The 23,219-nt window shown below is 74.1% G+C and carries 19 protein-coding genes; 9 read left to right on the top strand and 10 right to left on the bottom strand.

Annotated elements, in window-relative coordinates:
- Positions 1-91 precede the first annotated feature (91 nt).
- Together ATL51_RS27590 and ATL51_RS27585 are read left to right on the top strand one after the other, a co-directional pair.
- Positions 92-3,223: an alpha/beta fold hydrolase gene (locus ATL51_RS27590; protein ID WP_100880384.1), complete on the top strand. Its 3,132-nt coding sequence runs from the start codon at positions 92-94 to the stop codon at positions 3,221-3,223.
- The gene (locus ATL51_RS27585) at positions 3,220-4,116 is read left to right on the top strand and encodes an ABC transporter permease (RefSeq protein ID WP_301549224.1); all 897 of its coding nucleotides are present in this window, start codon (positions 3,220-3,222) and stop codon (positions 4,114-4,116) included. Before ATL51_RS27590 ends, ATL51_RS27585 begins: the two co-directional genes overlap by 4 nt.
- Positions 4,117-4,160: 44 nt before the next feature.
- Here ATL51_RS27585 and ATL51_RS27580 read toward each other — a convergent pair whose 3' ends face one another.
- The 4 genes from ATL51_RS27580 to uvrB all read right to left on the bottom strand — a co-directional run bounded on the left by ATL51_RS27580 (position 4,161) and on the right by uvrB (position 10,097).
- On the bottom strand, positions 4,161-4,928 hold the full coding sequence (locus ATL51_RS27580; protein ID WP_100880383.1) for an acetoin reductase: 768 nt from the start codon (positions 4,926-4,928) through the stop codon (positions 4,161-4,163).
- A 136-nt stretch (positions 4,929-5,064) separates the two neighbouring features.
- Complete coding sequence (locus ATL51_RS27575; protein ID WP_301549223.1) at positions 5,065-6,351, bottom strand: GAF domain-containing protein; 1,287 nt, start codon at positions 6,349-6,351, stop codon at positions 5,065-5,067.
- Between the two features lie 88 nt (positions 6,352-6,439).
- Entirely contained in the window at positions 6,440-7,729 is a 1,290-nt protein-coding gene (locus tag ATL51_RS27570) for a glycosyltransferase 87 family protein (RefSeq protein ID WP_301549222.1), read from the bottom strand.
- 130 nt (positions 7,730-7,859) lie between these two features.
- A complete protein-coding gene (gene uvrB / locus ATL51_RS27565) occupies positions 7,860-10,097 on the bottom strand; it encodes an excinuclease ABC subunit UvrB (protein ID WP_208623089.1) in 2,238 nt (745 codons plus the stop codon).
- Positions 10,098-10,178: 81 nt separating this feature from the next.
- On the opposite strand from uvrB, the gene ATL51_RS27560 reads away from it, so the two are divergent.
- Positions 10,179-10,703: a DUF402 domain-containing protein gene (locus ATL51_RS27560; RefSeq protein WP_100880381.1), complete on the top strand. Its 525-nt coding sequence runs from the start codon at positions 10,179-10,181 to the stop codon at positions 10,701-10,703.
- A gap of 84 nt (positions 10,704-10,787) precedes the next feature.
- Here the strand turns inward: ATL51_RS27560 and ATL51_RS27555 are convergent, their stop codons facing one another.
- The 5 genes from ATL51_RS27555 to rpsA all read right to left on the bottom strand — a co-directional run bounded on the left by ATL51_RS27555 (position 10,788) and on the right by rpsA (position 16,292).
- Positions 10,788-11,582 carry a hypothetical protein gene (locus tag ATL51_RS27555; protein WP_100880380.1) on the bottom strand — a complete coding sequence of 265 codons (795 nt, stop codon included), beginning with the start codon at positions 11,580-11,582 and terminating at the stop codon, positions 10,788-10,790.
- Positions 11,579-12,364: an RNA polymerase sigma factor gene (locus ATL51_RS27550; protein WP_301549280.1), complete on the bottom strand. Its 786-nt coding sequence runs from the start codon at positions 12,362-12,364 to the stop codon at positions 11,579-11,581. Before ATL51_RS27550 ends, ATL51_RS27555 begins: the two co-directional genes overlap by 4 nt.
- 223 nt (positions 12,365-12,587) lie before the next feature.
- Positions 12,588-13,715, bottom strand: a complete 1,128-nt coding sequence (gene coaE, locus ATL51_RS27545) for a dephospho-CoA kinase (RefSeq protein WP_100880378.1) — start codon at positions 13,713-13,715, stop codon at positions 12,588-12,590.
- Positions 13,716-13,757: 42 nt separating this feature from the next.
- Complete coding sequence (locus ATL51_RS27540; protein ID WP_100880377.1) at positions 13,758-14,561, bottom strand: hypothetical protein; 804 nt, start codon at positions 14,559-14,561, stop codon at positions 13,758-13,760.
- A gap of 237 nt (positions 14,562-14,798) precedes the next feature.
- Complete coding sequence (rpsA, locus tag ATL51_RS27535) at positions 14,799-16,292, bottom strand: 30S ribosomal protein S1 (RefSeq protein ID WP_073576983.1); 1,494 nt, start codon at positions 16,290-16,292, stop codon at positions 14,799-14,801.
- 300 nt (positions 16,293-16,592) lie between these two features.
- Between rpsA and ATL51_RS27530 the strand changes: the two genes are divergently transcribed.
- A complete protein-coding gene (locus tag ATL51_RS27530; protein ID WP_073577126.1) occupies positions 16,593-17,441 on the top strand; it encodes a class I SAM-dependent methyltransferase in 849 nt (282 codons plus the stop codon).
- 4 nt (positions 17,442-17,445) lie between these two features.
- Here ATL51_RS27530 and ATL51_RS27525 read toward each other — a convergent pair whose 3' ends face one another.
- Positions 17,446-18,039 (bottom strand): carbonic anhydrase, encoded by a 594-nt coding sequence (locus tag ATL51_RS27525; protein WP_073576984.1) that lies wholly within the window; start codon positions 18,037-18,039, stop codon positions 17,446-17,448.
- 228 nt (positions 18,040-18,267) lie between these two features.
- Here ATL51_RS27525 and ATL51_RS27520 point away from each other — a divergent pair, with 228 nt between their 5' ends.
- The 5 genes from ATL51_RS27520 to ATL51_RS27500 all read left to right on the top strand — a co-directional run bounded on the left by ATL51_RS27520 (position 18,268) and on the right by ATL51_RS27500 (position 23,057).
- Entirely contained in the window at positions 18,268-18,696 is a 429-nt protein-coding gene (locus tag ATL51_RS27520) for a PaaI family thioesterase (RefSeq protein WP_073576985.1), read from the top strand.
- A gap of 253 nt (positions 18,697-18,949) precedes the next feature.
- Positions 18,950-20,254 (top strand): branched-chain amino acid ABC transporter permease, encoded by a 1,305-nt coding sequence (locus ATL51_RS27515; RefSeq protein ID WP_253068015.1) that lies wholly within the window; start codon positions 18,950-18,952, stop codon positions 20,252-20,254.
- A 10-nt stretch (positions 20,255-20,264) separates the two neighbouring features.
- Positions 20,265-21,260: a branched-chain amino acid ABC transporter permease gene (locus ATL51_RS27510; protein ID WP_062402727.1), complete on the top strand. Its 996-nt coding sequence runs from the start codon at positions 20,265-20,267 to the stop codon at positions 21,258-21,260.
- Complete coding sequence (locus ATL51_RS27505; RefSeq protein WP_100880376.1) at positions 21,250-22,245, top strand: ABC transporter ATP-binding protein; 996 nt, start codon at positions 21,250-21,252, stop codon at positions 22,243-22,245. The genes ATL51_RS27510 and ATL51_RS27505 overlap by 11 nt, the downstream gene beginning before the upstream one ends.
- Positions 22,242-23,057, top strand: a complete 816-nt coding sequence (locus tag ATL51_RS27500; protein WP_062402724.1) for an ABC transporter ATP-binding protein — start codon at positions 22,242-22,244, stop codon at positions 23,055-23,057. Before ATL51_RS27505 ends, ATL51_RS27500 begins: the two co-directional genes overlap by 4 nt.
- Positions 23,058-23,219: the final 162 nt, after the last annotated feature.

The following is a 23,219-nucleotide window of genomic DNA, read 5'->3' as shown; positions in this document are numbered from 1 at the left end:
CCCGTGCCGGACCGGTGCCGTGCGGCGGGCGTGGCGGGACGCACCCGCCGCCCGGCGACGCGGTCGCGGCGATCTGCGTAGTTTCGATGACGTGCACGTGCTCCCCCGGACCCGGTGGGTCCGTACCCCGATCGTGGCGGCGACGGTCGCCGCCCTGGTGCTGGCGTTCGCCCCGGCCGCGTCGGCCGCACCCGGTGTCCCGGTCGCCGCGCCGGCGCCCGCCGCGGCGGCCGACGACGGCGGCGCGGTCGCCGTGAGCGAGGAGGAGGTCGCCGTCCCGGCCGGCCCCGGGCAGCCGGGCACGATCGACCTGGACACCTCGCTCTACGTCCCCGCCTCGGCGACCGCGGCCTCCCCCGCGCCCGCGGTGCTGGTGGCGCACGGCTTCGGCGGCAGCAAGGCCTCCGTCGACTCCGACGCCCGCGAGCTCGCCGCCCGCGGCTACGTGGTGCAGACCTGGACCGCGCGCGGTTTCGGCGCCTCCGGTGGCTCGATCGGGCTGGACGACCCCGACCGCGAGGTCGCCGACGCGTCGCGGCTGGTGGACCGCCTCGCCGCGCGCGCCGACGTGCAGCGCGACGCCGACGGCGACCCCCGCGTCGGTGTGACCGGCGGGTCCTACGGCGGTGGCCTCGCCCTGCTGCTGGCCGGGTACGACCGGCGGATCGACGCGATCGTGCCGGTGATCACCTGGAACGACCTGGGCCAGGCGCTGTTCCCGAACAACGCCGTCCCGGCCGGTGCGACGCCGCCGGGCACGCCCGCGGCCGGTGCGGGCGCCGGCGACGGGGTGTTCAAGAGCGGCTGGGCCGGGGTGTTCTTCGGCTCCGGTGGCCGGGTGCCCGCGGGCGGGGACTCACCGGCGGGTGCCGCCGCCGGCTCGTCCGGAGGGCTCGGCGGCTCCGGCTCCGGCGGCTCCGGCGGTGGGGGCGGTTTCGGCTCGTCCTCGGGCGGGGCGTCCTCCTCCGACGGCACCGGCACGGGCACCGCGGGCGTGTCCGGGCCGGACGGCGCCGGCGGCACCGCGGGACCGGGCACCGCCGCCGGGACCGCGGACGGTCCGGGAGACGCCACGGCGACCGGCGCGGCCGCCGGCCGGAGACAGGACGCGTCACGGCCGGGGCCGGACCCGATCTGCGGACGCTTCGCCCGCGACGTCTGCGCCGCCTACGGCGAGGCCGCCCGCACCGGCCGCGTCTCCCCGGAGCTGGCCGAGCTGCTCCGCCGCTCCTCCCCCGCGACCGTCACCGACCGGATCACCGCACCGACACTGCTGGTCCAGGGCGAGCAGGACACCCTGTTCGGCCTCGACCAGGCCGACGCGAACGCCCGCCAGATCGCCGCGAACGGCACCCCGGTGTCGGTGCTGTGGTTCGCCGGCGGCCACGACGGCGGCGGCCCCGACTCCGAGGTCCGCGCCCGCATCGCCGACTGGTTCGACCAACACCTGCGCGGCCTGCCCGCGGCGCAGGGCACCACCGGTGGTCTCGCCGAGGCCCCCTTCGCCTACCAGGTCCGCAGCACCGTCCGCACCCGCGGCGACACCCCCACCGGCCGGACCGTCCTCGCCGGGGCCTACCCCGGCCTGACCGCGGGCTCCGGACCCGCCCCGACGACCGCGCTGCCCCTGGACGGCGGCGAGCAGACCGTCGTCCACCCACCGGGCGGGAACCCGTCGGCGCTCACGTCGCTGCCCGGCCTCGGCTCGGCGCTCGGGTCGCTGGGCTCGCTCGGCGGCCTGTCCGGCCTGACGACGCCGGGCCAGTCCGCCCGGTTCCTCACCGCGCCCGTCGCCGACGCGATGCAGCCCTCCGGGGCGCCGCGGGTGACGGTGCGCGTCGCGCGGGTCGCCGGACAGCCCGCCCCGGACACCGCGGTGCTGTTCGCGTCGCTCACCACGCTCACCCCCGACGGGCGCAGCACGCTGCTGGGCAACGCCGTCGCACCGCTGCGGATCGCCGTCCCCGCCGACGGCTCCCCCGCCGAGGCGACGGTGACGCTGCCCGGCGTCGTCGCGCCGGTGCAGGCGGGCAGCCGCCTGCTGGTGCAGCTGTCGACGACCGACCAGGGCTACGACTCCGGCGCCGACCCTGCGGTGTGGCGGGTCGGGCTCGCCGGGGACACCGCGCTGTCGGTGCCCCAGGTGCCCGGCCGCACCGAGTCGGCGGGGACCGTTCCGCTGTGGCCGGTGCTCGGGATCGCCGCGGTGCTGGCCGCGGCACTCCTGGTGTGGCTGGTGGCGCGGCTGCGGTCGCGCCGGACCGAGCCCTCCGACGACGACGTGCCCGGCGACGCGCCGCCGCTGGTCGTCCGCGGGCTGGCGAAGATCTACCGCAACGGGTTCGCCGCGGTGTCGGACGTGTCGTTCACCGTGCCGCGCGGTGCGGTGCTCGGCCTGCTCGGCCCGAACGGCGCCGGCAAGACGACCGTCCTGCGCATGCTCATGGGCCTGATCGCGCCCACCGCCGGGACGATGACGGCGTTCGGTCGCCCCGTCCGTCCCGGCGCGGCGGTGCTGTCCCGGATCGGCGCGTTCGTCGAGGGCCCCGGGTTCCTGCCGCACCTGTCGGGCGCGGAGAACCTGCGACTTTACTGGGAGGCCACCGGCCGCCCGCCGGAGCAGGCGCGGATGGAGGAGACGCTGGAGATCGCCGGGCTCGGCGACTCGGTGCACCGCCGCGTCGGCACCTACTCCCAGGGCATGCGGCAGCGCCTCGCGATCGCGCAGGCGATGCTGGGCCTGCCCGAGCTGCTCATCCTCGACGAGCCCACCAACGGGCTCGACCCGCCCCAGATCCACGCGATGCGCGAGCTGCTGCGCCGCTACGCCGCGGGCGGCCGGACCGTGCTCGTGTCCAGCCACCTGCTGTCGGAGGTGGAGCAGACCTGCTCGGAGGTCGTGGTCATGCACCGCGGCACGGTCGTCGCCGCGGGGACGGTCGCCGAGCTGATGGCGGCCGGGGGCGGCTCGTCGTTCACCGTGGACGACACCGGCCGGGCCCGGGCCGTGCTGGCCGCCCTCGACGGCGTCACCGACGTCGTCACCGGGGACCAGCCGGGCGTCGTGCACGCCCACCTCGACGGCACCGCCCGCGCCGACGCCGTCGCCGCGCTGGTGTCCGGCGGGGTCGCGGTCAGCGCGGCCGGGCCGCGCGGGCGGCTGGAGGACGCGTTCCTGGAACTGGTGGGCCCCGAGGGGCGCGACGTCGGAGGTACCTCGTGAGTGACGACCGTCAGCTCTCGACCCGCCGCGGGCACGTCGGCGACCTCGTGACCGGCCGGGCCGCGCCGCCCGCCGTCCCGGGACGGACCATGCCGCTGCGCACCGAGCTGGTCCGCCAGCTCCAGCGCCGTCGCACCCAGGTCGCGTTCGCGCTGGTCGTGGCGATGCCGATCATCCTGTGGGCGGCGTTCTCCCTCGGCGACGACGAGCCCGGGGCCCGTGGCCCGAGCCTGGTCGACCTGGCGTCGGGCAGCGCCGCGAACTTCGCGGTGTTCACGCTGTTCGCATCGGCGAGCTTCCTGCTGGTGGTACTGGTCGCGCTGTTCTTCGGCGACACGGTGGCCTCGGAGGCGTCGTGGTCGTCGCTGCGCTACCTGCTGGCCGTCCCGGTGCCGCGGGCGCGGCTGCTGCGGCAGAAGGCCGTCGTCGCGGGGGTGCTGTCGGTGGCGGCGCTGCTGCTGCTCCCGGTCGCGTCGCTCGTGGTGGGGGCGATCGCCTACGGCACCGGCGACCTGGTCTCGCCGATCGGGGAGTCGCTGCCGTTCTGGAGCGCGGCCGGGCGGGTGATGCTCGGCGCGCTGTACGTGACCGTGCAGCTGAGCTGGGTGGCCGGGCTGGCGCTGCTGCTCTCGGTGAGCACCGACGCCCCGCTGGGCGCGGTCGGCGGCGCGGTGATGGCCTCGATCGTCTCCCAGATCATCGACCAGATCGAGGACCTGGGACTCATCCGGGACTTCCTCCCGACGCACTACGGCGACGCCTGGTCGGCGCTGCTGGCGACCGACGTCGACTGGTCGGACATGACCTACGGGACGTTCTCCGCGGTCTGCTACGCGAGCCTGTTCCTGGGGCTCGCGGCGTGGCGGTTCCGCACCAAGGACATCACCAGCTGACCGCGGTGCCGGGCCGGCCGCGCGGCCCGGCACCCGGTCCGCCCTCAGACCATGACCACCCCGCCGTCGATCATGACGGCCTGGCCGGTCATGTAGTCGGAGTCCGGACCGGCGAGGTAGGAGACGAAGGCGGCGACGTCGTCGGCGGTCTGCACCCGGCCCAGCGGGATACCGGCCGCGTACTGCTTCAGCGTCTCGCCCTTCCCCGCGCCGCTGCGGGCGCCCATCTGCTCGTCGATCAGGTCCCACATGTCGGTGCCGACGATCCCCGGGCAGTAGGCGTTCACGGTGATCCGGTGCGGCGCCAGCTCCTTGGCCGCGGCCTGGGTGAGGGCACGGACGGCGAACTTGGTCGCCGAGTAGTGCCCGAGGAGGTCGAAGCCCTGGTGCCCGGCGATCGACGCGGCGCTGACGATCTTGCCGCCGGTCCCCCGGTCGATCATCACGCGGGCGGCGGCCTGCAGGCAGTAGACGACGCCGAACACGTTGACGTCGAAGATGGTGCGCAGATCGTCGGGTGTCACCTCGAGCAGCGGCTTGACCTGGGCGATACCGGCGTTCGCGACCATCACGTCCAGACCGCCGAGCTCCTCGGCGACCTGGCCGACCATCGCGGTGACCGCGCCGGGGTCGGTGACGTCGGCCGGGTAGGCCACCGCGGTCCCGCCCGCCGCGCGGATCTCCTCGGCGACGGCGGTGGCGCCGTGGGCGTCCCGGTCGTTGACCGCGACGGCGTGCCCGTCCCGTGACAGGCGCAGGGCGATGCCCCGCCCGATCCCGCGTCCGGCTCCGGTCACCACGGCGACACCCATGTCGGCCTCCCAGTTCGCTCGCGCGGGCCGCCGGGGGCGGCGTCCCTGCCGCGGCGGGACGTTCCCGCGACCCCAAGTCCAGCCGGTGACGCGGGTCACGGACAGCGTTGCAGCCGGGTTGCAGCGACGGGGTCGCTCAGTCGCGACGCAGGACGGCCACGCCCGGCGCGGTCGACTCCCGCACGACCCGGCTACCGGCCAGCCCCGTCAGGTCCAGCTCGATCTCGGGGGCGATCCGGTAGGGGCGTGCCAGCAGGATCCCGCCCAGGTTCCGGCGCAGCCGCGACATCTCGGCGCGGACGGTGACCAGGTGCGCCCGGTCGCCGTAGAGCCCCTGGGACAGCGTGGCGGCGTCCAGCCCGCTCGCCCCCGCACGGGCGAGCAGCACCAGGACCTCGGCGTGCCGGGTCGACAGCGGGTGCACCCAGCGGGTCGTGCCCTCGATGACGGCCTGCGGCGGACGGCCGTCCAGGTCCAGGCGCAGCCGCATCCGCCTGCTCCCGCCGGACGCCGGGCGCAGCAGCCAGCCGCCGGGCACCGGCTCGGGCAGGCAGGGCCCCAGCCCGTGGACGGCGATCAGGCGCTCCGGTACCGGTGCGGCGACCCGTTCGACACCGGGCAGCCCGGACGCGGCGGCGACCCAGCCGTGGTCGTCGACCACCAGGCCCGGCCCGGTGTCGCCGGCGAGCATCGGGGCGCCGATGGTGCGCAGCGCGTCGAGGCGGGCCTCGTGACGCTGCCACAGCCCGGCCTCGGCGAGCCGCACCGCAGTGTCGACGAGCGCGACGGTCGTCGGGTGGATGGTCTCGGCGGGCCCGGACAGGTCGACGACGCCGAGCAGCTCGCCGCTGCGCGGGTCGTGCACGGGGGCCGCGGTGCAGGTCCAGCCGTGGTGGCTGCGCACGAAGTGCTCGGCGGAGAAGATCTGCACCGGCCCTCCCTCGGCGAGCGCGGTCCCGATCGCGTTGGTGCCGACCGACTGCTCGGACCACTCCGCGCCCTCGGTGAACCCGAGCGCGTCGGCGCGGCGGCGGACCGCGGTCGAGCCCTCCCGCCACAGCAGGACCCCGTCGGCGTCGCAGACGACCATCACGTGCCGGGCGTCCTCGGCGACCGAGGTCAGCGCGGCACGCAACGCGGGCAGCACCGGCACCAGCGGTGAGGTCGCGCGGCGCTGCTCGACGACGGCGGCGTCCAGCGGGCCGGGCGGCTCACCGGCGTCGGGGTCCACGCCCTGGGCCCGGACCCGGTCCCAGGAGCGGGTGACCAGCCGACGTCCGCGCGCCGTGTCGTCGGGGCGTGCGTCGCCGGACAGCACCGCGTCGTGCAGCCGGGACAGCATCCGGGCGTGCCGACCGAGGTCGGTCCCCGGGCGGACGGCGCACACACCTGCCCGGTTCCGGTCGTCGTCGACTGGCTCCACCGGCACCTCCGGCTCCCACAGTAGGCGGGTGCCCGTGACCCGCGCCATAGTCGCGGGCGGTCGTGCCCGGGCGGCCCCCGCCGGAGGGTCAGGAGCCGACGCGACGCCGTTCGGCGTGCGGGGCCCGCGGACCGCCGGGACGGCCCGGGCCCCGGGTGACGTACCAGCAGCACAGTCCGAGGGTCAGCGCGGCGGGGATGACGTAGCTGGCCCCGAGGAACTGTTCCCAGAGGCTCCACTTCATCTCGACGCCCCACACGTTGGGCATCCACCGGAACGGCGCGATGTAGAAGATCGCGGCGATCACCGCGCCGACCGCGGCCCACCCGGCGCTGCGGTACCGCAGCGCGTGCGCACCGATCCCGATCAGCGCGGGCACCACCCACACCCAGTGGTGCGACCAGGCGGTCGGGGTCGCCATCAGCACGACGGCGGCCGTCGCCGACATCGCGATCACCGGCTCGGAGCGCCGGATGACCGGCACGGCCAGCGCCAGCAGGACGGCGACGATGCCCAGCCACAGGATGTGGAACCAGGGGTCGGGGACCTCCTGGCGGGCGAGCACGGCCTGCACGGTCTCGTTGGAGAAGAACGTCGAGCCGCTGACCCCGGCCGCCGGTCCCCCGACGAACCAGTACCGCACCGAGGAGTCGAGGTCGACGACGAACCCGATGCCGGTCGCGAGGATGCCGGTGACGACGGCGACGCCCGCCGCCTTCCAGTCCCGCCGCACCAGGAAGTACAGGACGAACCCGCCCGGGGTCAGCTTGATCGCCGCGGCCAGGCCGAGCAGCAGCCCGCGCGGCCACCAGGTCCGCGGGGCGAGCAGGTCGACCAGCACGAGCAGCATCAGCACGAGGTTGATCTGGCCGAAGGCGAAGGTCTGCGCGACCGGCTCCGTGAGCAGCGCCGCGGCCAGCACCGGCACGCCCAGCACGAACGGGGCCCGCCGCCCGCCCGCGGGCCACGCGACGCGGATCGTGAGCGCGATGCAGACCGCCAGCGACAGCACCGAGGCGATGAACTGGGCGGTGAACGCGACGGCGTAGGGCACCACGGTCAGCGGCACCATCGTGATCGCCGCGAAGGTCGGGTAGATGAAGGGCAGCTCGGGCCCGTGCAGGGGCAGCGGGAGCCGACCGTACATGTCACCGCCGTCCAGCCAGACCTGCACGCCGATCCGGTAGACGTCGAGGTCGAGTGCGTAGTCGCGCAGCCGGAACCAGGACCAGTACAGCGCCGCGGCCAGCAGCGGCACCGTGACCACGAGTGTCCAGGGGGTGAGCGCCGCCGTCCGCAGCCGTCCGACGAGGACCGCGGCGGCCCCGCCGCGAGCGGCGGGCACGTCGGGGTCGTGCGGGGTGCGGGTGACGGTCACGCGGGCTCCTCCGTGTGCGGCCGGGCCGGACGGGTACGGGCCGCGCGACGGGCGGAGCCCGGCGGCCGCTCGGGGACGACGGTGGACCACGGTAGCGGGGCGCGACCTCGCGCCCCGCCGCGGGACCCGCCTACGACACCCCGGCCGCGTCCATCCCCCGCAGCTCCTTCTTGAGGTCGGCGATCTCGTCACGGAGCCGGGCCGCCAGCTCGAACTGGAGGTCCCGTGCGGCGGTGAGCATCTGGTCGTTCATCTGCTGGATGAGGTCGGCCAGCTCGGCACGCGGCATGCCCGCCGTGTCCTTCGCCGCCACCCCGGAGCTGCCCGCCGCGGCCGGACGGCCCTTCTCCCCCGCCGCCCGCTTGCCGCGCGAGGCGTTGCGGCCCGACCCGCCGACAGGGACGGCCTCGGTGTCCTCGGCCTCGCGGTAGACCTGGTCGAGGATGTCGGCGATCTTCTTGCGCAGCGGCTGCGGGTCGATGCCGTGCTCGGTGTTGTAGGCGACCTGCTTGGCGCGGCGCCGGTCGGTCTCGTCGATGGCGTACCGCATCGAGTCGGTGATCCGGTCGGCGTACATGTGGACCTGGCCGGAGACGTTGCGCGCCGCGCGGCCGATGGTCTGGATCAGTGACGTGCCGGAGCGGAGGAAACCCTCCTTGTCCGCGTCGAGGATCGCCACCAGCGACACCTCGGGCAGGTCGAGGCCCTCGCGGAGCAGGTTGATGCCGACCAGCACGTCGTACTCGCCGGACCGCAGCTGCCGCAGCAGCTCCACCCGGCGCAGGGTGTCGACCTCGGAGTGCAGGTACCGGACCTTGATCCCGAGCTCGAGCAGATAGTCGGTGAGGTCCTCGGCCATCTTCTTGGTCAGCGTGGTGACCAGGACCCGCTCGTCCTTGTCCGTCCGCTCCCGGATCTCGGCGACCAGGTCGTCGATCTGGCCCTTGGTCGGCTTCACGACGACCTCGGGGTCGACCAGGCCGGTGGGGCGGATGACCTGCTCGACGAACTCGCCGCCGGTGCGGTTGAGCTCGTAGGGGCCCGGGGTCGCGGACAGGTAGACGGTCTGGCCGATCCGGTCGGCGAACTCCTCCCAGGTGAGCGGCCGGTTGTCGACCGCCGAGGGGAGGCGGAAGCCGTACTCGACGAGGTTGCGCTTGCGGGACATGTCGCCCTCGTACATGCCGCCGATCTGCGGCACGGTCACGTGCGACTCGTCGATGACCAGCAGGAAGTCGTCCGGGAAGTAGTCGATCAGGGTGGCCGGCGCGGTGCCGGCGCCGCGGCCGTCGATGTGGCGCGAGTAGTTCTCGATGCCCGAGCAGAACCCGACCTGGCGGATCATCTCGATGTCGTACTGGGTCCGCATCCGCAGTCGCTGGGCCTCGAGCAGCTTGCCCTGGTTCTCCAGCTGCGCGAGGCGCTCCTCCAGCTCGGCCTCGATGGCGCGCACGGCGCGTTCCATCGCCTCCGGGCCCGCGACGTAGTGCGTCGCCGGGAAGACCTTGATCTCGTCGACCTGCTCGACCTCCTCCCCTGTCAGCGGGTTGAGGTAGTACAGCGCCTCGATCTCGTCGCCGAAGAACTCGATCCGCAGCGCCAGCTCCTGGTAGGCGGGGATGATCTCGACGGTGTCACCGCGGACCCGGAACGTACCGCGGGTGAAGGACATGTCGTTGCGGGTGTACTGCACGTCGACCAGCAGCCGCAGCAGGCGGTCCCGCTCGACCTCCTCCCCGACCCGCAGCGAGACGGACCGGTCGAGGTAGGACTGCGGGGTGCCGAGGCCGTAGATGCACGACACCGAGGCGACCACGACGACGTCGCGCCGGGACAGCAGGTTCATCGTCGCCGAGTGCCGCAGCCGCTCGACGTCGTCGTTGATCGAGCTGTCCTTCTCGATGTAGGTGTCGGTCTGCGCGATGTAGGCCTCGGGCTGGTAGTAGTCGTAGTACGAGACGAAGTACTCGACCGCGTTGTTCGGGAGCATCTCCCGCAGCTCGTTCGCCAGCTGTGCGGCCAGGGTCTTGTTCGGCGCCATCACCAGCGTCGGGCGCTGCTGCTGCTCGATCAGCCACGCGGTGGTGGCCGACTTGCCGGTGCCGGTGGCGCCCAGCAGGACGACGTCCTGCTCGCCGGCACGGAGGCGCCGGTCCAGCTCGGCGATCGCGGTCGGCTGATCACCGGCCGGGACGTGCTCGCTGACCACCCGGAACGGGGCCGTGCTCCGCTCGACCGCACCCACCGGGCGGTGCTCGGAGTGCGCGCGCGGGGTGTCCGTCGGGGTGGTGCCCGCGTCCGGGTGTGCAGCGTCCTCCCGGGCACGGGAGTCCGCCGCGCTGCCCGGGACCTCGGTCGCGAATGCCATGACACCAGGGTACGAGCGACCCCCGACACTTTCCCCCCGTGCGCCCCGCCGGATCCTCCGGAGGAGGCAGGATGGGCGACCGTGCACCCGCCCAAGACGCAGACCTTCGACCCCGAACGGGGCGTCCAGGTCGACACCAAGGGGACCCACCGCGAGATCGCCACACTGCGCGAGGAGACCTGGGGGCTGTACCTGTCACGGCCCGTCGTCGCCCGGCCGAACGCCTGGTGGATCGAGACCTGGGTGCTCCCGGAGCTGGGCGTGTGCCTGTCGGACTGGCGGTGGCGGCCGGGGCACGAACGCGACCAGGACGTGTACGTCGACGTCGCCGCGATCACCCGCGAGGGCAGGCGGCTGCACATGACCGACCTCTACCTGGACCTCGTGGTGCGCCGCGGCCGCGGGACCGACGTCATCGACGTCGACGAGTTCGTCGCCGCCGTGGCGCAGGGGCTGGTCGGGACCGACCTGGCCGAATACGCCCTGGAGCGGTCGCACGCCGTGCTCGACGGGCTGGTCCGGCACGACCACGACCACGTGGCCTGGCTGGCGTCCCTGGGGATCGACCTGGGGCCGCGGGACCGGCCGGAGGACGCTCGCGACTGACCGTCGCCACCGACCGGCGACGCGGCCGGTCCGTACGGCGCGCCCGGGGCACCGACCGGCCGCGGCCGGGCCGGCCCGGGTGGGTCAGAGCGCGGAGGACTGCGCCGGGCCCAGGCCGACGGCACTGGTCGAGGTCTCCGGCGGCGTGGTCCCGGTGGTGGTCGTCGGGTCGGGCGAGGTGGTGGTCGGCGCGGCCGAGTTGGTCGTCGTCGGGACCGGGTCGGTCGTCGGCTCCGGGGTGCCCTCGTCGGTCGGCTTCGGCGTCGAGGTCTCCGGCGGCGGAGTCGTCGTCACCGGCGGCTTCGTCGTGGTCGGCGGCGCCGTCGTGGTGGGCGGCGGAGGCGTCGTCGGCTCGGGCGAACCCTCGTCGGTCGGCCGCGGCGGGGTCGTGTGCGACGGCGGGGACGGCTGACCGCCGCCGGTGGGCGGCGGCGGGACCACCGGCGCGCCGGGGGTGCCGGGCGCGGGGGCCGGACCGGGCGCGGGGGCGGCGGGCGAGCCGCCACCACCGGGCAGCGCGCCGCCCTGGGTCGCCGCGACGGTGGGGTCGAACGCCGGCGGGAGCCCGCCCTGACCACCGGAGGCCGCGCCACCGGCGTCGCCGGTCCGGACCGGGTCCGGGGCCGGGCCGCTCTCCTGCGGCGCGGCGATGGCGAACGGCGGGCCGACGAAGCTGCCGCCGGGGGCGGCCGCGGTCGCGACAGCGGTGATCCCGCCCAGCGACCCGACGGTGAGCACCGCCGCGGCCGCGGCCGAGGTGGCCCGGCGCGCACCGGCGGCGCGGGAGATCACGTCGTCGACGGCGGGCAGCGGCACCGCCGCGGCCAGGACGTCGTCGAGCCGGTGGAACTCCCGGTCGATGTCGGCGAACCCGTTCATACCCGTCCCCCCTCGGTGGCGGGTGGGTACCCGCCACGCAGGTCGTACTGCGGCGCCCCGTGACCCGGCGGCGGTCCCCCGACCGCGCCACCCGCCGGTCCGATGATCTCCTCCAGCACCTCGGCCATGCCCTCGGTCACGACCTCGCGACCGCGGACGAGCCGGCGCCGCACCTCGTGCTCGGTGACCCGCTCGAGCTCGGCGACCGCGCCGGTCGACAGGCCTGCCATGTGGTGCAGCACCACTGCCCGGCGGTCGACGGGTGCGAGCCTCCCGAGCGCCTCCAGGAGCGCCCCGGTGCGCGGGTCGGTCTCCTCCGGCGACGGCCTGCGACGGCGGCGCAGGATCCGCCCCCGCATCGACGTCCGGATCGCGACCCGCCGGACCCAGCCGACGGCCGCGTCCTCGTGGTCCGGGACCGCGGGCTCGGCGCGCAGCGCGGCCCAGCGTCGCCAGGCCCGCGAGTAGGCGTCCTGCACGGCGTCGTGCGCGTCGTGCGGGTTGAGCGTGATCGCGTAGAGCTGCGCGACCAGCCGCGGGTAGTGCGTCTCGAGGTGTGCGCCGAAGTCCGCACGCAGCTCACCGTGCGGGAGCGTGCGGTGCTGCTGGACGACCGCGCCGCTGATCGGCGGGGCCTCGTACTCGGCGCCGGTCCACGCGTCGTGGTCGATCGCACCCGGCTCGCCCGGCTCCGGCGCACCGCGGTACTCGTCCGTGTGGGGGAACGCGGGCGCGCGCTCGGGCTCGGCGAACTCGCCGTCCGCCCCGAAACGCTGGGCCACTGTGCTCAACCCCGTGTCCTCTCGTCGCCGTCACCGGACCCTCCGGTCCGGTGCCGATCACCCCGGTGACCGGCCCGATCGACGGGTACCCGCAGGTACCGCGGCCGATCCGGGCAGGAGCACCCTCTGCCCCGCCTGATCGACCAACGAGCGTGCGGCGTTACAGAAACGGGTCCGGCGCGACCCGATCGTCACGTTCCGCGTGATCTGCGTCCCGCGACGCTCAACCGTTCGGGTCGGATCGCCACTCCGCCGTGCACGCACGGTAGTCGCGCGGGTCCGGGTCATCGGCGTGCCGTTCCGCCGCCGCACGCTTGTGCGCGGCGTAGCCGGCACGGGCGGTCGCGTCGGCACGCAGCCGGTCCCGCAGCTCGATCGCCTGCCGCCAGGCGGGCGAGCCGTGCACCCGCACGGCCAGCACGGCGGCCCGCCCCGGGTCGGCCGAGCGGTGCACCCGCACCGTGCCCGTGGTCTCCTCCGGGGCGGCGGTGTCGACCGGGAACCCGGCCGCGACCAGGGCTTCGGTGACCGTGCCGGCGTCGGCGGGCGACTCCACGGCGAGCTGCAGATCGAGTACGTCGCGGGCGGGGAGCCCCGGGACGGCCGTCGACCCGACGTGGCCCACCCCGCGGCCGGAACCGCCCGCAGCGACCGCGACCCGCTCGGCGAGCCGGTGGGCCTGCGCCTCCCAGTCCGGGTCGTGCTCGACGAGCAGGGGCGGCCCGTCCGCGGCCGGGCGGCCCGTGCGCAGGTTCTCCTCGAACCCGGCGAGCCGTCCGTCCCACAGCGCGTCCACCCGGCGTCGGGTGTCGTCCGGTTCCCCCGAGTTGTCCAGCCAGACGTCGGCGACGGCGCGGCGCTGCTCGTCACCGGCCTGGGCGGCGATCCGGGCCCGGGCGTCCTGCTCGCTCATCCCGCGCGCGGACACCAGCCGCCGGACCCGCTCCTCGGCGTCCACCCCGACCACGACGACCAGCGGGAACGTCGGAGCCATGCCGCCCTCGACGAGCAGCGGGATGTCCTGCACGACGATCGCGTCCGCCGGGGCGGCGGCGACGATCGCGTCGGACCGGGCCCGCACCAGCGGGTGCACGATGCCGTCGAGGGTGCGCCGTGCCCCGGCGTCGGAGAAGACGACGGCGGCGAGGGCGGGCCGGTCGAGCCGGCCGCCGGCGTCGAGGACGTCCCTGCCGAAGGCCTCGACGATCGCCGCCAGCCCCGCGGTGCCCGGTTCGACGACCTCACGGGCGATCACGTCGGAATCGACCAGCACCGCCCCGCGTTCGACCAGTCGCGTCGCGACCGTCGACTTGCCCGCACCGATTCCGCCGGTCAGCCCTGTCCGCAGCACGTGATCACCGTAGCGGGCCGTGCCGGGGCGCCCCGGCCGCGCTCAGGTGGTGCCGCGTGCGTTGCCCGCGGCACCGGTGCCGGCCTGCGGGGCGGGCGCCGTCGGCGGTGCGGCGGGCGTCGGCCGCGCGGACGGCGGCTGCGTCGGCGTCAGCGCCGGGATGATGCGCTGGGCCAGGTCGGGCAGGGTCTCGGCCGCGGACCGGGTCTGCCCGGGAGCGGCCACCGGCAGGATGAACGTCAGCGTGTCGACGCCGTAGACCAGGGCGAGGGTGGTCTCGTCCGGCCGCTCGACGAGGACGCCGGGGACCGAGCCGACGGTGATGTCACGCGAGGCGGTGGCCGAGCCGCGCTCGGCGTTGGTGTTGAGCTGCCACTGACGGGTCGCGGACGCGGTGTCGCCGTAGCGGCCGATGTTGAGCTGGAACAGCACCGGGCCGGAGTTGCGCGCCCCGCCGAAGGCCTGGGCCTGGCCGCCGGCGCGGTAGGTGCAGGCGGTGCGCTCGGTGCGGTTCACCGACGCCTCGGGGACGCCGCGGACCGACTGGACCGACACCGACCCCAGGACCTGCCCGAACAGCGCTCCGGCCTGCTCGGGGTCCATCAGCTGCACACAGTCGGTGGGCAGCGCGATCGGGATCGGTTCCCGCCCTGCCTGGGCGGCGCCGGACTGCTCGGCCGGGAACGTCGGGACCGCGATCCCGGTGTCCCCGGACGCCGTGCCGCATCCGGCGAGAACCGCGGCGAGCAGGACGCCCGCGAGTGCGGACCGCCCGCGACGCAGGAACGTGCGGTCGTGGGACAGGGACTCGCCGGAACGCGTCCGGCGGACGGTACGGCCGGCCATGCACCCAATCTAGGCCGACCCGAAGATCGACTCCGGACGGCTGCGCGCGCCGTGACCAACCGCAGCCGAACCGTGATCTGCACCTGGCGTGTCCGCTCTGACACGCCGGGCGACGTGAACGGGCGTCGACCGGGGCCCGTAGGGCCCCGGAAACGGGCCGGGCCCCGGTGACCGTGACGGTCACCGGGGCCCGGTGTGGTGCTGGTGGCCGGTCCGCACGGGACCGGCCGGGGGTGATCAGGCCCCGCCGGAGAGCTTCTCCCGCAGCGCGGCGAGCTGCTCGTCGCTGGCGAGCGAACCACCCGACTCGGCCTGGCCACCGCCACCGCCGCCGGTCGACCGGTCCTCGTCACCGCCGGAGGAGTAGTTCGCCGGCGCGATGTCGTTGCCGCCCTCCGCCTCGGCCTCGGCGGCCTTGCGGATCTGCGCCATGTGCTGGTCGTAGCGGGCCTGCGCCTCGGCGTACTGCTTCTCCCAGGCCGCGCGGGCCTCGTCGAAGCCTTCCTTCCAGTCGCCGGAGTCGACGTCGAAGCCCTCGGGGTAGATGTAGTTCCCCTGGTCGTCGTACTCGGCGGCCATGCCGTAGCGGGTCGGGTCGAACTCGGTGTCGACCGTCATGCCCTCGTTGGCCTGCTTCAGCGACAGCGAGATGCGACGGCGGTCGAGGTCGATGTCGATGACCTTGACCATCGCGTCGTCGCCGACCTGGACGACCTGCTCCGGGATCTCGACGTGGCGCTCGGCCAGCTCGGAGATGTGGACCAGGCCCTCGATGCCCTCCTCGACGCGGACGAACGCGCCGAACGGGACGAGCTTGGTGACCTTGCCCGGCACGATCTGACCGATCGCGTGGGTCCGGGCGTACAGGCGCCACGGGTCCTCCTGGGTCGCCTTCAGCGACAGGGAGACGCGCTCGCGGTCCAGGTCGACGTCGAGGACCTCGACGGTGACCTCCTGGCCGACCTCGACGACCTCGCTCGGGTGGTCGATGTGCTTCCAGGACAGCTCGGAGACGTGCACCAGACCGTCGACCCCGCCCAGGTCGACGAACGCACCGAAGTTGACCACCGAGGAGACGACACCCTTGCGGACCTGACCGCGCTGCAGCTGGTTGAGGAACTCGCTGCGGACCTCGGACTGGGTCTGCTCGAGCCAGGCGCGGCGGGACAGGACCACGTTGTTGCGGTTCTTGTCCAGCTCGATGATCTTGGCCTCGATCTTGCGACCGACGTAGGGCTGCAGGTCCCGCACGCGGCGCATCTCGACCAGCGAGGCCGGGAGGAAGCCACGGAGCCCGATGTCCAGGATCAGGCCGCCCTTGACGACCTCGATGACGGTGCCCTCGACCGGCTCGTCGGCCTCCTTGAGCGCCTCGATCGTGCCCCAGGCGCGCTCGTACTGCGCGCGCTTCTTGGACAGGATCAGCCGGCCCTCCTTGTCCTCCTTCTGGAGGACGAGGGCCTCGACGAACTCGCCGACCTCGACGACCTCGGCGGGGTCGACGTCGTGCTTGATCGACAGCTCACGCGAGGGGATGACGCCCTCGGTCTTGTAGCCGATGTCGAGCAGGACCTCGTCACGGTCGACCTTGACGATGGTGCCCTCGACGATGTCGCCATCGTTGAAGTACTTGATCGTCTGGTCGATGGCGGCGAGGAAGTCCTCCTCCGACCCGATGTCGTTGATAGCGACCTGCGGCGTGGTCGGGGCGGCGGTGGTGTCGGTGGACATGTAGTGAGGTGCTCCGATGGATTTCTCTGGCATGGTCGGCCCGGTCGGCTCTGCTGCAGCAGCGCGCCCCGGTTCTGGTACGTGTAGCTGTGACGTTGTAACAGTCACCCTCTGGCGTCGATTCCCGTGGTCGGGAACATCGGTGCACGGACATCCGCGAGATCGGCGCTGGAGTGGCGCCGCGCGGTCGGCCGACACGTTGACCACGGTGCGGGAAGAATGCTACGCGGCCCGCAAACCCCCCGGCAATGCGGGTCCGCCATCCGCGGGAGCGCATGCGCTTGCGACGATCGGGTGGTCATGAGCAGCCGCGACGAGTACTTCTCCGCCGAGGACACCGTGGGGACCGCCGGTGTCGCCCGGCGCCGCGTCGGCAGCGCCGAGTCCGAGGCGGCCGGGCGCCGCTGGTGGGACGCCGACGCCGACGACTACCTGGCCGAGCACGGTTCCGACATCGGCGACGAGGCGTTCGTCTGGTGCCCGGAGAACCTGCACGAGGACGAGGCGGGCCTGCTCGGCCCGCCCGCGGACCTGGTCGGGAAGCGGGTGCTGGAGGTGGGCGCCGGCTCCGCCCCGTGCAGCCGGTGGCTGGCCCGCCGCGGGGCGCACCCGGTCGCGCTCGACGTCTCCGGCGGGATGCTGCGCCACGCGGCCCGGCTGAACGACGCGCTCGGGCTGCCGGTGCCGCTCGTGCAGGCCGGCGCCGAGCACCTGCCGTTCGCCGACGCCACGTTCGACCACGCCTGCTCGGCGTTCGGGGCGATCCCCTTCGTCGCCGACCCGGGTCGGGTCATGCGCGAGGTGCACCGGGTGCTGCGTCCCGGCGGGCGCTGGGTGTTCGCGGTGAACCACCCGATGCGCTGGGTCTTCCCCGACGACCCCGGCGAGCAGGGGCTCACCGTCGTCCAGTCCTACTTCGACCGGACCCCGTACCTGGAGGTCGACGGCGACGGCCGGGCCACCTACGTCGAGCACCACCGCACGCTCGGCGACCGGGTGCGCGATGTCGTCGCCGCCGGCCTGGTGCTCGACGACCTGGTCGAGCCGGAGTGGCCGGAGGGCCACGAGCGGGTGTGGGGACAGTGGTCGCCGCTGCGCGGCGCGCTGTTCCCCGGCACCGCGATCCTCGTGACCCACCGGCCGGGCTGAGCCGTCAGACCTCGAGGACCGCGCCGGTCTCCAGGTCGTAGCGGGCACCGATGATCGTGAGGTGGTTGTTGCAGACCGCCCCCGACAGCGACGGGTCGGACGTCAGCTGCGCGACGACCCGGCGGACGTTGGCGTCGACCGCGCCGGCCACGGCGCCCTCGCCCTCGCCCTCGCACACCGGGACGATGTCGCCGACCAGCGCACCCAGCGTCGACGGCGCCGGCGCGGGCTGCCCGGCGGCGACCGACACGGCCGCCTTCACCGCACCGCACTGGGAGTGGCCGAGCACCACCAGCAGCGGGATGCCCAGCGCCCCGGCGCCGAACGCCAGCGTGCCGAGCACCGCGTCGTCGACGACCTGACCGGCCGTCCGCACCACGAACAGGTCTCCCAGCCCCAGGTCGAACACCAGCTCCGCCGGGACGCGGGAGTCCGAGCAGGACAGGATCATCGCGGCCGGGGTCTGCCCCGCCACGGCGGCGGCGCGCTCCTCGGCGGACCGTCGCGGATCCTCGCGCTCGTCGCGCTGCCAGCGCCCGTTGCCCTCCAGCATCATCTGCCACGCCTGGGCCGCGGTTGGCCTGCTGTCGTTCGCCATAGGGTCTCCCTCGGTCGGCTTTCCACCGACCAAGATCGGCGAACGGGTCCGTGCGGGCAAGCATGCACGCCGCCGCACCCCTCCCGTGTGACGAGACCCGCACGGCCGGCGGCCCGGACCGTCTCGAGCCACTCCGCCCGGCCGGCGGCCGGGTCGTGGCGGGCACCGGCGACCGGGACCACGGGGCGCCACGTCGTCCCGGGCGGCGGCGCGTCGTAGGGTCGGCGGGTGCCGATCACCCCCGACCAGCTGCCGGAGCTGAGCTCCGAGCACGCCGACGAGCAGCTCACCGACCGGATGGGCATCGAGATCCTCGAGGCCGACCTCGACGAGGTCGTCGGCCGAATGCCCGTCGCGGGCAACCGCCAGCCCTACGGGCTGCTCCACGGCGGCGCCAGCGGCGTCCTCGCCGAGACCCTCGGGTCGACCCTGTCCGCGCTGCACGCGCTGCCCGAGCGGTTCCCGGTCGGGCTGGAGCTGGCCTGCACCCACCACCGTTCCGCCACGTCGGGCTGGGTCACCGGGACCGCGCGGCCGATCCATGTCGGACGGTCCACGTCGACCACCGAGATCGTCCTCGTCGACGACGACGGCCGTCGCGTCTGCACCGCGAAGCTGACCTGTCTGCACCGCGACACACGACCGCCGGTGACCTGACGCTCGCCCTGCGGCACCGTCGCGTTACGTCTCGGCTACGTCCTGGTCCGAGACGTCCGTACCAGTTCTCTCCTCGGCTACGTTCGCCCCCATCACCCATCAGGGTGTCGCACAGAGTCGTGTCCGACGACCCCACCGAGGACGAACGTTGTCACCACCCCCGCTCCCGCGCCGACCGCGCGCCGACCGCGCGGCCACCCCGCCCGTCGGTGCGTCCCGGCCCTCCCCGATCCCCACGACCGCACGGTGGCTGGTGGGCCTGCTCATCACCCTGCTGGGCGCGCTCGTCCTGTCCGGGACGGCCGCCGCGGCCACCGCCCCCGCCGGCCCCGTACCGGCCTCCCCCGGTGCCGTCGCCCCGTTCCAGCAGGCGGACGGCATCGACGTCAGCGGCACGCTGCGGAACCAGGACGGTCAGCCGCTGCCGGACGTACGCATCACCGCCGAGCGCGACGGTGCGCCGGCCGGTGAGACCCGCTCGGAGGCCAACGGCCGCTGGACCCTGACGGTCCCCGGCGCGGGCTCGTACCTGTTCCGGCTCGACGAGGCCTCGCTGCCGCCCGGCACCGAGGTCCTGCAGGGCGAGACCACCCGCGAGGTGACCGCCGGATCGCTGAACACCGTGGTGTTCCGCTTCGGCGCCGAGGTCGAGGGCACCGACACCGGCGGGTTCGCGACCTTCCTGCGGCTGCTCGTCGACGGGATCCGGTTCGGCCTGGTCATCGGCATCTCGGCGGTCGGCCTGTCGCTGATCTTCGGCACCACCGGCCTGACGAACTTCGCGCACGGCGAGATGGTCACCATCGGCGCCGTCATCGCCTGGTTCATCAACGTCGGCGGCGGCGTGCAGCTGATCCCCGCGACGATCGTCGCGATGCTCATCGGCGCCCTGCTGGGCGCCGCGAACGAGCTCGGCATCTGGCGGCGGCTGCGCCGGCGGGGCGCCGGGCTGATCGCCCAGCTCGTCGTCTCCATCGGCCTGTCGATCGCGCTGCGCTACCTCGTACTGATCATCTTCGGTGGCCGGTCGGAGTCCTTCGCCGACTACACCGGGCAGACCGTCCGGAACTACGGCCCGGTCGCGCTGACCGACAAGGACCTGTCGGCCATCGTCATCGCGATCGTCGTCCTCGTCGCGGTCGCGCTGCTGCTCCAGAAGACCCGCATCGGCAAGGCCATGCGCGCGGTGTCCGACAACCGGGACCTCGCCGCGTCGTCGGGCATCGACGTCGACCGCGTGGTGCTGTTCGTCTGGATGCTGGGCGGGGCGCTGGCCACCCTCGGCGGCGTGCTGTTCGCGCTGTCGGAGCTGTCCTCCACCGTCCAGTACGAGATGGGCTTCCGTCTGCTGCTGCTCATGTTCGCCGGCGTCATCCTCGGCGGCCTCGGCACCGCCTACGGCGCACTGCTCGGCTGCCTGATCGTCGGCATCCTGGTGCAGCTCTCGACGCTGGTGCTGCCGCTGGATCTCAAGTACCTGGGCGGGCTGGCCGTGCTGATCGTGATCCTCGTGTTCCGGCCGCAGGGCCTGCTCGGGTCCCGGGCACGGATCGGCTGAGGGGGCGGACATGATCGACTTCGGACAGCTCCTCACGGTCGGGCTCTCGCAGCTGATCGGCCCCTCGGCCATCTTCTTCGCGCTGCTGGCCCTCGGCCTCAACATCCACTTCGGCTACACCGGGCTGCTCAACTTCGGCCAGATCGGCTTCGCGCTGGTCGGCGCCTACGGCATGGGCATCTCGGTCGCGAACTACGGCGCCCCGCTCTGGCTGGGCGTCCTCATCGGCATGGCCTGCGGGGTCGCGCTCGCCCTGGTGCTCGGCATCCCGACGCTGCGGCTGCGCGCGGACTACCTGGCGATCGTGACGATCGCGGCGTCGGAGATCCTGCGCCTGATCACCCGGTCGACCTCGCAGACCGGGTTCACCGGCGGCACCCAGGGCCTCACCGGGTTCGCCGACTCCTTCGCCCGCGCCAACCCGTTCGGCACCGGCACCTACGACTTCGGGGTGCTGTCGCTGCGGGGGCCGGACCTCTGGTCGATCCTGGTCGGCTGGACGGTCGTCGGGCTGTGCGTGCTCCTCACCTGGCTGCTCGTGCGCAGCCCGTGGGGCCGCGTGCTCAAGGCGATCCGGGAGGACGAGGACGCCGCCCGCGCGCTGGGCAAGAACGTCTTCGCCTACAAGATGCAGGCGCTCGCCCTCGGCGGGGTGTTCGGCGCGCTGGGCGGCATCGTGTTCGCCCTGGCGACCCAGTCGCTGACGCCGGACTTCTACTCGCCGCCGCAGACCTTCTTCGCCTACGCCGCGCTCATCCTGGGCGGCGCGGGACGGGTCTTCGGCCCGGTGGTCGGCGCGATGGCGTTCTGGTTCCTGCTGTCGGTCGCCGACGCGTTCCTGCGCCAGGCGACGGCCGGGGAGTCGCCGCTGCTGCCGTTCATCTCCTCCCAGGACGTCGGCGCGATCCGCTTCGTGCTCGTCGGCCTGTTCCTGGGCCTCATGATGGTGTTCCGACCACAGGGCATCTTCGGACGCCGCAGGGAGGTGCTGGGCGATGGCCGCTGAGGACACGACCCCCGACCCGACCGTGACCGACCCGGCCCGCACGCTCACCGGCGTCGCCCCGGAGCCGGGCGTCGCCAAACCGGACCCGGTGCTCACCGTGGACGGCGTGACCCGCACGTTCGGCGGCCTGAAGGCCGTCGACGTCGCCCACCTGGAGTTCGAGCGCGGCGCCATCACCGGCCTCATCGGCCCCAACGGCGCCGGGAAGACGACCCTGTTCAACCTGCTGACCGGGTTCGACCGGGCCGACACGGGCTCCTGGATCTACGAGGGCAACCCCCTGCAGAAGCTGCCGCCGCACCGGGTGGCCCGCAAGGGCGTCGTCCGCACGTTCCAGCTCACCAAGGCCCTCGCGGGCATGACGGTGCTGGAGAACATGAAGCTCGGCGCGGTCGGGCAGCGCGGCGAGACCTTCCTCGGCGCGCTGTTCACCGGCTGGGGGGCGCAGGAACGGCGGATCACCGAGCAGGCCCGCGAGCTGCTGGCCCGCTTCAAGCTCGACACCAAGGCCGAGGACCTGGCCGGGTCACTGTCCGGCGGGCAGCGCAAGCTGCTCGAGATGGCGCGGGCCCTGATGATGGACCCGAAGGTCGTCATGCTCGACGAGCCGATGGCCGGGGTGAACCCGGCGCTCACCCAGAGCCTGCTGGGGCACGTGAAGTCGCTGCGCGACGAGGGCATGAGCGTCGTGTTCGTCGAGCACGACATGGACGTCATCCGGGACATCTCCGACTGGGTCGTCGTCATGGCCCAGGGGCAGGTGATCGCGGAGGGGCCGCCCTCGGCGCTGTCGTCGAACCAGGCCGTCGTCGACGCCTACCTCGGTTCGCACCACGACCAGGTCCTCGAGTTCGACGAGCACGGCAACCCGGTCGGGCAGACCGCGGAGATCGTCGCCGAGATGGAGGCCGCCGAGATCGAGGGCTCCCTCGCCGACGACGGCACCGGCACGGCCCACCCGGATCAGGAGGGGAAGCGCACATGAGCGAGCAGGCACCCGGCGCCGACCGGGCCATGACACCGGAGCAGGCCGCCACCCCGGAGGTCCACCGCGAGCTCGCCGAGGGCGCCGTGCTGCGGGTCGACACCCTCGTCGCCGGGTACGTGCCGGGCGTCGACATCCTGACCGGCAGCGACTTCTTCCTCCGCGACGGCGAGATCGTCGGCATCATCGGGCCCAACGGCGCCGGCAAGTCGACGCTGCTCAAGGCCATGTTCGGGCTGATCCCCGTGCGCAGCGGCACGGTCCGGCTGCGCGACGCCGAGATCACCGGGGCCAAGGCGCACGCCCTGGTCACCAAGGGGCTCGGCTACGTCCCGCAGCGCGACAACGTGTTCCCCTCGCTCTCGATCGAGGAGAACATGCAGATGGGTGTGTTCCTCCGGCCGAAGACGTTCGCGACCCGCTTCGACGTCGTCGCGGACCTGTTCCCGATGCTGGGGCAGCGCCGGAAGATCAAGGCGGGGTCGCTGTCCGGCGGCGAGCGCCAGATGGTCGCGATGGGACGGGCCCTGATGATGGAACCGTCGGTGCTGCTGCTCGACGAGCCGTCGGCGGGCCTGTCCCCGATGCTCCAGGACGAGGTGTTCGTCCGCTGCAAGCGCATCAACGCGGCCGGGGTCTCGGTCATCATGGTGGAGCAGAACGCCCGTCGCTGCCTGCAGATCTGCGACCGCGGCTACGTGCTCGACCAGGGCCGCGCGGCCTACACCGCGGGCGGCCGCGACCTGCTGAACGACCCGAAGGTCATCGAGCTGTACCTGGGGACGCTGGCCGGCAGCAGCGAGAAGAAATGACCTGACGCGCCGGTCCCGCGACGGCCCCGTTCCCCCAGCCACGGGGGGCGGGGCCGTCGTGTTCCCGGCGCCGGTCCACCGGGACCACCGGGCCGGTGCGCACCGGGTGCCGCCCGGGCGTGGTGCCCTGCGTCGCGCCGGGTGGCGGGCCGGGGCATCGTC

It is taken from the genome of Pseudonocardia alni (assembly GCF_002813375.1).
Lineage (GTDB): Bacteria > Actinomycetota > Actinomycetes > Mycobacteriales > Pseudonocardiaceae > Pseudonocardia > Pseudonocardia alni.
This window is presented reverse-complemented; position numbering and strand designations above follow the sequence as displayed.

Bases quoted from the DNA above. Each gene is read 5' to 3' on its own strand.
- ATL51_RS27580 (WP_100880383.1), bottom strand. From the start codon at position 4,928: ATGGGTGTCGCCGTGGTGACCGGAGCCGGACGCGGGATCGGGCGGGGC.
- uvrB (WP_208623089.1), bottom strand. From the start codon at position 10,097: ATGGCATTCGCGACCGAGGTCCCGGGCAGCGCGGCGGACTCCCGTGCC.
- ATL51_RS27555 (WP_100880380.1), bottom strand. From the start codon at position 11,582: ATGAACGGGTTCGCCGACATCGACCGGGAGTTCCACCGGCTCGACGAC.
- ATL51_RS27540 (WP_100880377.1), bottom strand. From the start codon at position 14,561: ATGGCCGGCCGTACCGTCCGCCGGACGCGTTCCGGCGAGTCCCTGTCC.
- rpsA (WP_073576983.1), bottom strand. From the start codon at position 16,292: ATGTCCACCGACACCACCGCCGCCCCGACCACGCCGCAGGTCGCTATC.
- ATL51_RS27530 (WP_073577126.1), top strand. From the start codon at position 16,593: ATGAGCAGCCGCGACGAGTACTTCTCCGCCGAGGACACCGTGGGGACC.
- ATL51_RS27525 (WP_073576984.1), bottom strand. From the start codon at position 18,039: ATGGCGAACGACAGCAGGCCAACCGCGGCCCAGGCGTGGCAGATGATG.
- ATL51_RS27510 (WP_062402727.1), top strand. From the start codon at position 20,265: ATGATCGACTTCGGACAGCTCCTCACGGTCGGGCTCTCGCAGCTGATC.
- ATL51_RS27505 (WP_100880376.1), top strand. From the start codon at position 21,250: ATGGCCGCTGAGGACACGACCCCCGACCCGACCGTGACCGACCCGGCC.
- ATL51_RS27500 (WP_062402724.1), top strand. From the start codon at position 22,242: ATGAGCGAGCAGGCACCCGGCGCCGACCGGGCCATGACACCGGAGCAG.